This is a genomic window from Caulobacter sp. DWP3-1-3b2 (assembly GCF_049896325.1).
Lineage (GTDB): Bacteria > Pseudomonadota > Alphaproteobacteria > Caulobacterales > Caulobacteraceae > Caulobacter.
In genome coordinates this window covers 1-7434 of the sequence record NZ_JAFCUB010000059.1, presented here as the reverse complement: position 1 = coordinate 7434, position 7434 = coordinate 1, and the positions used below count along the sequence as shown (strand labels likewise).

Below are 7434 nucleotides of genomic sequence, written 5' to 3'. Positions count from 1 at the left end.
CAGAGCCCCTTGTCGCGCCAGGCGTAGAAATAGCGCTGAACCGTCGTCACCGGCGGGAAGTCCCCCGGCAGCATCCGCCACGGCAGACCGCCGCGCAAAACATAGAGCAGCGCGTTGGTTATCGTCCGCAACGACCACTTCGCCGGCCGCCCAAGCCGAGACCGCCCCGGGACCAGCGGCTCCAGAACCGCCCACTCCCAATCCGTCAGATCGCTTGAATACCGCAGGCCCTTTCAAGCACGCTTGCCCCAGGTGATCTCAGTCCACATTTCGTTTTCCGTTGATCACTCGCACCTCCAACAGAATCACAAGGGCCTGAAATCACCTAACTTCATTTCGGGTCAGCCTCTGAGAGAATCGAGGTTTGCTGACCCTGAGCCTCGAAGGTTTGCAAAGCCGAGCGGGCTTGCCCTCAACGGCATTTCGCTCAATGACCAAACGGGCCGCTTGGGCGCCAGACGACACGGAACACATGTCAGTCGCAGTCGGGCGCCGCGAAAGCCGGCGTTAAACGATCATCTCGTAGGCCGGCAGGGTGAGGAATTCATCGAGAGCTTCGGTCAGCACCATCCGTGAGAAAAGTTGCGCAGCGTCCTCCAGCCTGTCGCTGGGAAAATGCTGACGAAGTTCCGTCAGCTCTTGGGTGAAGAAGCTGACGAACAACTCCGAGCTTAGGTCTCGGCCGTCGTCCAGCGCCGCGTTAAATCGCAGCCATTGCCATAGCTGGGTGCGGCAGATTTCGGCGGTCGCGGCGTCTTCCATCAGGTTGTAGAGCGGCACCGCGCCCCGGCCCTCGATCCAGGCCTGAGTGTAGCGCACGCCAACGCGGATGTTTTCGCGCACGCCTGCTTCGGTGCGGACGCCGTCATGCAACTTCAGCATTTGCTGCCGCGTGATCGTGAGGTCGGCGAGGCGCTTGTCCAGCTGGTTGGGCGTCGGCATTAGGCGGTCAAAGACCTCCATGGCCACGGGCACCAGGTCGGGGTGGGCGACCCAGGTGCCGTCGTGACCGGCCCCGGCCTCGCGTTCCTTGTCAGCCCGCACCTTGGCGAAGGCGGCTTGGTTGGCGGTCTCGTCGCCCTTGATCGGGATCTGGGCCGCCATGCCGCCCATGGCGAAGGCCGCCCGGCGGTGGCAGGTCTGGATCAGCTTCAGCGAATAGGCGCCCAGGAAGGCCTGGCCCATCACCATGGCCGAGCGGTCCGGCGTGAGGAATTCAGCGCGTCCGCCCAGGCGCTTGATGAACGAGAAGATGTAATCCCAGCGACCACAGTTGAGGCCGGCCATGTGGTCGCGCAGCTCGAAGATGATCTCGTCCATCTCGAAGGCGGCAGGGATGGTCTCGATCAGCACCGTGGCCTTGATCGTGCCGTCGGGGACGCCCAGCGCGGCCTGGGCGTGGACGAACACCTCGTTCCAGAGGCGCGCCTCCAGGTGGCTCTCTAGCTTGGGCAGGTAGAAGTAAGGACCCGAGCCTTGCGCCAGGGTGGCCTTGGCGTTGTGGAAAAAGTACAGGCCGAAGTCGAACAAGGCCCCGCTGACGGGCAGGCCATCCACTTCCATGTGCTGTTCAGGCAGGTGCCAGCCGCGTGGGCGGATTTTCAGGACGGCCAGGTTCTCTCCCAGCGCGTAGCTCTTGCCGGACTTGGGATCGACGTGGGCCAGCTGGCCCGCCCAGCGATCCTTCAGGTTGACCTGGCCTTCGATCAGGTTGGACCAGGTCGGAGAGGTGGCGTCCTCGAAGTCGGCCATGAACACCTTCGCCCCGCAGTTGAGGGCGTTGATGATCATCTTGCGATCGACGGGGCCGGTGATTTCGACGCGGCGATCCTGTAGGTCGACTGGGATCGGCGCGACAGTCCAGTCGCTCTCGCGGATGTCGACGGTATCGGGCAGGAAGTCTGGCAGCTCCCCAGCGTCGAAACGAGCCTGGCGTACGCTTCGGGCCACCAGGAGTTCGCGGCGACGCGCGTCGAACCGGCGGTGCAGATCAGCCACGAAGGCCAAAGCTTCGGGCGTCAGGATCTCTACCGCGCGGCCCTCGACAGGACCGTTGATCTGGATATTGGCGGCGATGTCGAGGGGCATGGGAAATCCTGCAGGCTCTGTGGAGGCCTCCCGGGCGTGAAGCCCGGGAGCAAGCATATCGACGAGGTGGTGTTGTAGATCAGTCGCTCTTGGCGGCGCCATTGGGTCGAACGGTCGGGACGATCTGGTCGCCCCAATTGCCCGCCCCGTCGTGGTGACGCGAGGTGCGCACCAGCTCGACGGAATAGCCGGCCGCGATGGCCCGTTGCACTGCCTCGTTCAGGCGGTGGGCGGCCTCGGCCACCCGATCGATCGCGCGTTGTTCGGCGGAGGCGTTCGGCATGGCGGCGGGAGCAAATTGCGTAGCGGTCATGATGCAATCCTTTGATCGGGTGGGGAAAGAAAGGCCGTTCGCCGACTATTCGGCGGCGAACTGGTTCATGGTGTTGGCGTGGCCGCCGGCCTTCAGGGCGCGCTCACCGGCGACCATCTCCTTGAAGGTGTCACCCAGATCCGAGCCGACCTCGTGCTGGTGCTTCACGGCCGAGACGCCGCGACGGATTTCCTCGCGCTGGACGGTGTTGACGTAGGCCTTCATCCGGTCGGGACCGAAATAGCCGCGCGACAACTCGTCCATGCTCTTGGCCGTCAGGTGGAAGGTGGGCAGGGTGATCAGGTTGTGGAACACCCCGGCGCGAGCCGCGATGTCGGCCTGGAAGGCGGCGAGACGGGCGTCGGTTTCCTGGCCCAGGTCGCTGGCGTCGAACTCGGCCGACATCAGGGTGTTACCCTCGGGATAGGAGTCCTTGTGGATCTTTCCCTCGGCGATCCATTGATCACGAACCTGGCGGCGCAGGTTCAGGGTCCAGTTGAACGACGGCGAGTTGTTGTAGGTCAGCTTGGCGTTCGGGACGACCTTGCGGATCTCGCTGACCATCGAGGCGATCTCGTCGACATTGGGGGTGTCGGTCTCGATCCACAGCAGGTCGGCGCCGCCCTGAGTCAAGGATGCGATGCAGTCCTCGATGACGCGGGCCCGGCCGGTGCCTTCCTGGAAGGCGAACAGGCCGTTGGGCATGCGCACCGGCTTTTCGAACCGACCGTCGAGATAGATCGCCAATTCGCCCGGCAGGATCGGGTTATCGACGGTAATCGCCTCGGTCTTCAGCCACTTGATGTAGTCAGAGGCCAAGTCGCCCGGCGCCTGGCTAACCGGGATCTTCTGGGTCAGGCCGGCGCCCAGGCTGTCGGTGCGGGCGACGATGACGCCCTCGTCGACGCCCAGTTCCTCGAAGGCCAGGCGACAAGCGCGCAGCTTCTCGATGAAGTCCTCACGCGGCACCGTGACCTTGCCGTCCTGGTGGCCGCACTGCTTGGCGTCGGAGACCTGGTTCTCGATCTGCAGGCAGCAGGCGCCGGCCTTGATCATTTCCTTGGCCAAAATGTAGGTGGCGTTCTCGTTACCGAAGCCCGCGTCGATGTCGGCGATGATCGGCACGACGTGAGTCTCGAAGGTGTCGATGGCGGCGATTGCGGTTTTCTCGGCGACCTGGTCGCCGACGTCGCGGGCGGTCTTCAGGGCCTTGAACAGGTCGTTGATCGCGACCTCATCGGCCTGGCGCAGCGAGACGTAGATCTCCTCGATCAGATCAACGACCGAGGTCTTGTCGTGCATCGACTGATCGGGCAGGTGGCCGAAGCGGTTGCGCAGGCCGGCGACCATCCAACCCGAGAGATAGACGTAGGCGCCCTTGGTCGTGCCGCGCAGGCGCTTGACCGACTTGATCATCTGCTGGGCGTGGAAGCCCGACCAGCAGCCCAGCGATTGGGTGAACTGGGCGCTGTCGGCGTCGTAGGCGGCCATGTCGGCACGCATGACGCCGGCCATTTCGCGGGCGATGTCCAAGTGGGTCGAGAAAGTGTTCTGCAGCTTCAGCTGGATAATGTCGTCCACGGCGATGCCGGCCGGCGCGAGGCCGTCGGGATAGCGGCCCAGCAGCTCCTGGCGGTGTTGGGCGTAGGTCTTGCGCAGCGTCGTCATCGGTCGTTTGTCCCACATCAGGCGCCGATCCGGCTTGGCCGCAGGAGGTGCGGGAGGGCGGGTCGACAAGGAAGCGTTCGTGACCGTGAGCTAACGCCGCCCGGCGAAAGCCGTCGAACCTAATGAAGGCGATTTGTCACATCAAGACTTTGTAAATCTGTCAATCTATGACAACTTGACCATATGTCGACGAATGACAAGAAGCTCTTCCTGGGCGGCCGGCTGAAGCGGCTGCGGCGCGATCTCGGCGTGACCCAGAGCCGGATGGCGGAGGACCTCGGCGTCTCGCCCAGTTATTTCAACCTGCTGGAGCGCAACCAGCGTCCGGTCACCGCCCAGATCCTGCTGCGCCTGGCCGACGCCTACGACCTGGACCTGCGCAGCCTGTCGGCCGACGATCCGGGCGGCGGGGCCAGTTTGGAGGAGGTGCTGGCCGACAAGATGTTCGCCGACCTGGGCGTCAATCGCCACGAGTCGGCCGAGGTCGCCGAGCTGTCGCCGGCCTTCGCCGAGGCCATGACCCGGCTCTACCGCGCCTATTTGGATCGCGGTCGCCTGATAGACCTTGGCGCCTTCGAGCGTCCGGACGGCACGGCGGCGGCCTCGACAACCTCGCCCACGGACTGGGTCCGCGACCTGGTCAGCGCTCAGCGCAACCATTTTGCCGAGCTGGAGACCGTGGCCGAGCGGATCGTCGCGGCCATGAAGGCCGACCCGCAGGACCTGGGTCCCGCCGTCCGCGCCCGGCTGCTGGAACAGTTCGGCGTCCAGACCCGGGTGATGCCGGTCGAGACCATGGCCGGCTCGCTGCGACGCTACGACCATCACCGCAAGCGGCTGATGGTGTCGGAGACCCTGGCCCCGGCCAGCCGCATCTTCGCGGTTTGCTACCAGTTGGGTCTGATGGAGGCCGGCGAAACGCTGACGACCTTGACCGACCGCTTCCAGGCCCCCGACCGTGCCACGCGCCAACTGCTGAAGGTGTTCCTCGACAACTACCTGGCCGCCGCGATCATGACCCCCTACGAGCCTTTCCTGGCGGCCATGGAGGCTAGCGGCTATGACATCGAACGGGTCCGCTCACGGTTCGGGATCAGTTACGAGCAGGCGGCCCAGCGGCTGACGACGCTCAGCCGCCCCGGCTCACGCGGCGTGCCGTTCTTCATGATGCGGCTGGACGCGGCGGGTAACATCTCCAAGCGGTTCGCGGCCGGGCCGTTTCCGTTCTCGCGGTTCGGCGGAGCCTGCCCGCGCTGGAACGTCCACGACAGCTTCAAGACTCCGGGCCGCATCATCACCCAGGTGATCGAGACCCCCGACCGCGAGCGCTATTTCACCCTGTCGCGCACAGTGCGGCGAGTGTCGGGCCTGCAGGCGGGGCTGGAGGACGAGCTGGTCATCGGCTTGGGCTGCGAGCTGAAATACGCCGGCAAGCTGGTCTATGCCCGGGGGCTGGACATCACCGCGCCCCTGGCTGTCGAGATCGGCCCATCCTGCCGGATCTGCGAGCGCCCGGCCTGCCCGCAGCGGGCGGCGGCGCCGATCAATCGCACGCTGTTGGTCGAGGAAAACAGCAAGGCTGTCTCACCATTCCCATTTGCAGCGTTTTAGCGGCTGACTGGGTCAGGTCTCTGTCGGGCGCAGGGCGATTTGCCTCGATTTTTGCTCCGCTCAAGCACCGCTGCAACGTACCGGTTCTGCTGCTAGCGCGGGCCAAGTTAAGCCGCCGGGAAGACAGTCTGCTTCACGCCTCCAATCCTTGTGGCTTCAATCGCGGCGAGGCGCTGGGCCTCGCCGCATTGCGTCGTCAATATTTGAAGTTCAGCTCGATCCCGACAGTGCGTCCCTTGTTCAGGGGCGCAAACCCGCCGCCGCCGTAGGAGGCGGGAAGCGGGAAGCGGGAAGCGGCGGTTTTGGTCGTAGAAGAGCCATGCCGTTGAGCTCTCAAGGGTCTTCTCGAAGTCCTTGGCCAGGCGTCGGTTTCGGCCGAGCCAGGCGAAGGTGCGCTCCATGACCCAGCGGCGCGGAAGCAGCACGAAGGTGCGTTTGGCGGTGTCGGATCGCTTGATGATTTCGATCTCCCAGTCGCCGCGTCCGACCATGGCGTGTCGCAGCTTGTCGCCAGCCTAGCCGCCGTCGGCGAAGACGTGGCGCAGTCAGGGGAAGCTGGCGCGGATCGAGGTCAGGACGTCAGGCGCGCCGCCACGGTCCTGGATATCGGCTGTGTGGACCAGGGCCGTGACGAGCAAGCCGCCGGTGTCGGTGAGGATGTGACGCTTGCGGCCCTTGATCTTCTTGCCCGCGTCCCCCCGGTCCAGCCTCCGGCTGGCCGAGGACAGGCTCCCCCAACAGGCCCGCCGCTTTCGGTGGTCTTGACGCTCTGGCTGTCGACCACCCCGGCGCTGGGCGAGGCCTGGCGTCCCACCGTCTCGCGGCAATCCATCAGCAACAGATGATTGAGGGTCTGCCAGAGCCCCTTGTCGCGCCAGGCGTAGAAATAGCGCTGAACCGTCGTCACCGGCGGGAAGTCCCCCGGCAGCATCCGCCACGGCAGACCGCCGCGCAAAACATAGAGCAGCGCGTTGGTGATCGTCCGCAACGACCATTTCGCCGGACGACCCAGGCGAGACCGCGCCGGGATCAGCGGCTCCAGAACCGCCCATTCCTGGTCCGTTAGATCGCTTGAATACCGCAGGCCCTTTCAAGCGCGCTTGCTCCGGGTGGTTTCGGTCCACATGTCGTTTTCCGTTGATGGCTCGCATCTCCAACAGAATCACAAGGGCCTGAAATCAAACAACTTCATTTCGGGTCAGCCTCTGAGAAGAAGAAATCAAACGTGACCACAAGCCGGCCTGCATCATAATTGCTTTCAACATGATCCAAGACGCGGCATGGCTGTTCGTCATCGCTCGGCATTAATCCGCCTTCAATCCCCGCAACACCGGCTCGGCCTCGTCCAAGGACTTGCGCATGATCGCCACCATCGCGTCGATCTCCGCATGGGTGATGATCAGGGGCGGGCAGCAGACGATGCTGTCGCGGATGGCGCGAACCATCAGGCCGTTCTCGATGCACAGGTCGCGGACCACCGGCCCCGCCTCGCCTTCCTTGTCGAGGAAGCGATGGTTGGTCCCCTTCTCGCGGACGATCTCGACCGCGCCGATCAGACCGAGCGACCGGGTCTCGCCGACCAGCGGGTGGTCGTTCAGGGTGGCCAGGGCCTTGGCGAGGTAGGGCCCCGTGTCATCGCGGGTGCGCTCGACCAGGCCTTCGCGCTCGATGATCTCGATGTTCTTCAGGGCCACGGCCGCGCAGGTCGGATGGCCTGAGTATGTAAAGCCGTGGATGAAGTCGCCGCCCTTCTC

Annotated in this window: 6 protein-coding genes and 1 pseudogene; 1 reads left to right on the top strand and 6 read right to left on the bottom strand. The window is 64.6% G+C overall.

The window, feature by feature from the left end:
• The 4 genes from ACP7AG_RS21010 to ACP7AG_RS20995 all read right to left on the bottom strand — a co-directional run.
• The coding region (locus ACP7AG_RS21010; protein ID WP_426033344.1) for a transposase at positions 1 to 227 on the bottom strand (227 nt) is incomplete at its 3' end.
• Positions 228 to 507: 280 nt separating this feature from the next.
• On the bottom strand, positions 508 to 2088 hold the full coding sequence (aceB, locus tag ACP7AG_RS21005) for a malate synthase A (RefSeq protein ID WP_426009972.1): 1581 nt from the start codon (positions 2086 to 2088) through the stop codon (positions 508 to 510).
• 79 nt (positions 2089 to 2167) lie between these two features.
• The gene (locus tag ACP7AG_RS21000) at positions 2168 to 2401 is read right to left on the bottom strand and encodes a hypothetical protein (RefSeq protein ID WP_426009970.1); all 234 of its coding nucleotides are present in this window, start codon (positions 2399 to 2401) and stop codon (positions 2168 to 2170) included.
• Positions 2402 to 2446: 45 nt separating this feature from the next.
• Complete coding sequence (locus tag ACP7AG_RS20995) at positions 2447 to 4069, bottom strand: isocitrate lyase (RefSeq protein ID WP_426033341.1); 1623 nt, start codon at positions 4067 to 4069, stop codon at positions 2447 to 2449.
• A gap of 183 nt (positions 4070 to 4252) precedes the next feature.
• Here ACP7AG_RS20995 and ACP7AG_RS20990 point away from each other — a divergent pair, with 183 nt between their 5' ends.
• Positions 4253 to 5680 (top strand): helix-turn-helix domain-containing protein, encoded by a 1428-nt coding sequence (locus ACP7AG_RS20990; RefSeq protein WP_426033339.1) that lies wholly within the window; start codon positions 4253 to 4255, stop codon positions 5678 to 5680.
• A 314-nt stretch (positions 5681 to 5994) separates the two neighbouring features.
• Here ACP7AG_RS20990 and ACP7AG_RS20985 read toward each other — a convergent pair.
• Positions 5995 to 6764: pseudogene (locus tag ACP7AG_RS20985) on the bottom strand (IS5 family transposase); the annotation flags it as partial.
• A 220-nt stretch (positions 6765 to 6984) separates the two neighbouring features.
• On the bottom strand, positions 6985 to 7434 hold a 450-nt coding region (locus ACP7AG_RS20980), incomplete at its 5' end, for an aminotransferase class III-fold pyridoxal phosphate-dependent enzyme (RefSeq protein ID WP_426033337.1).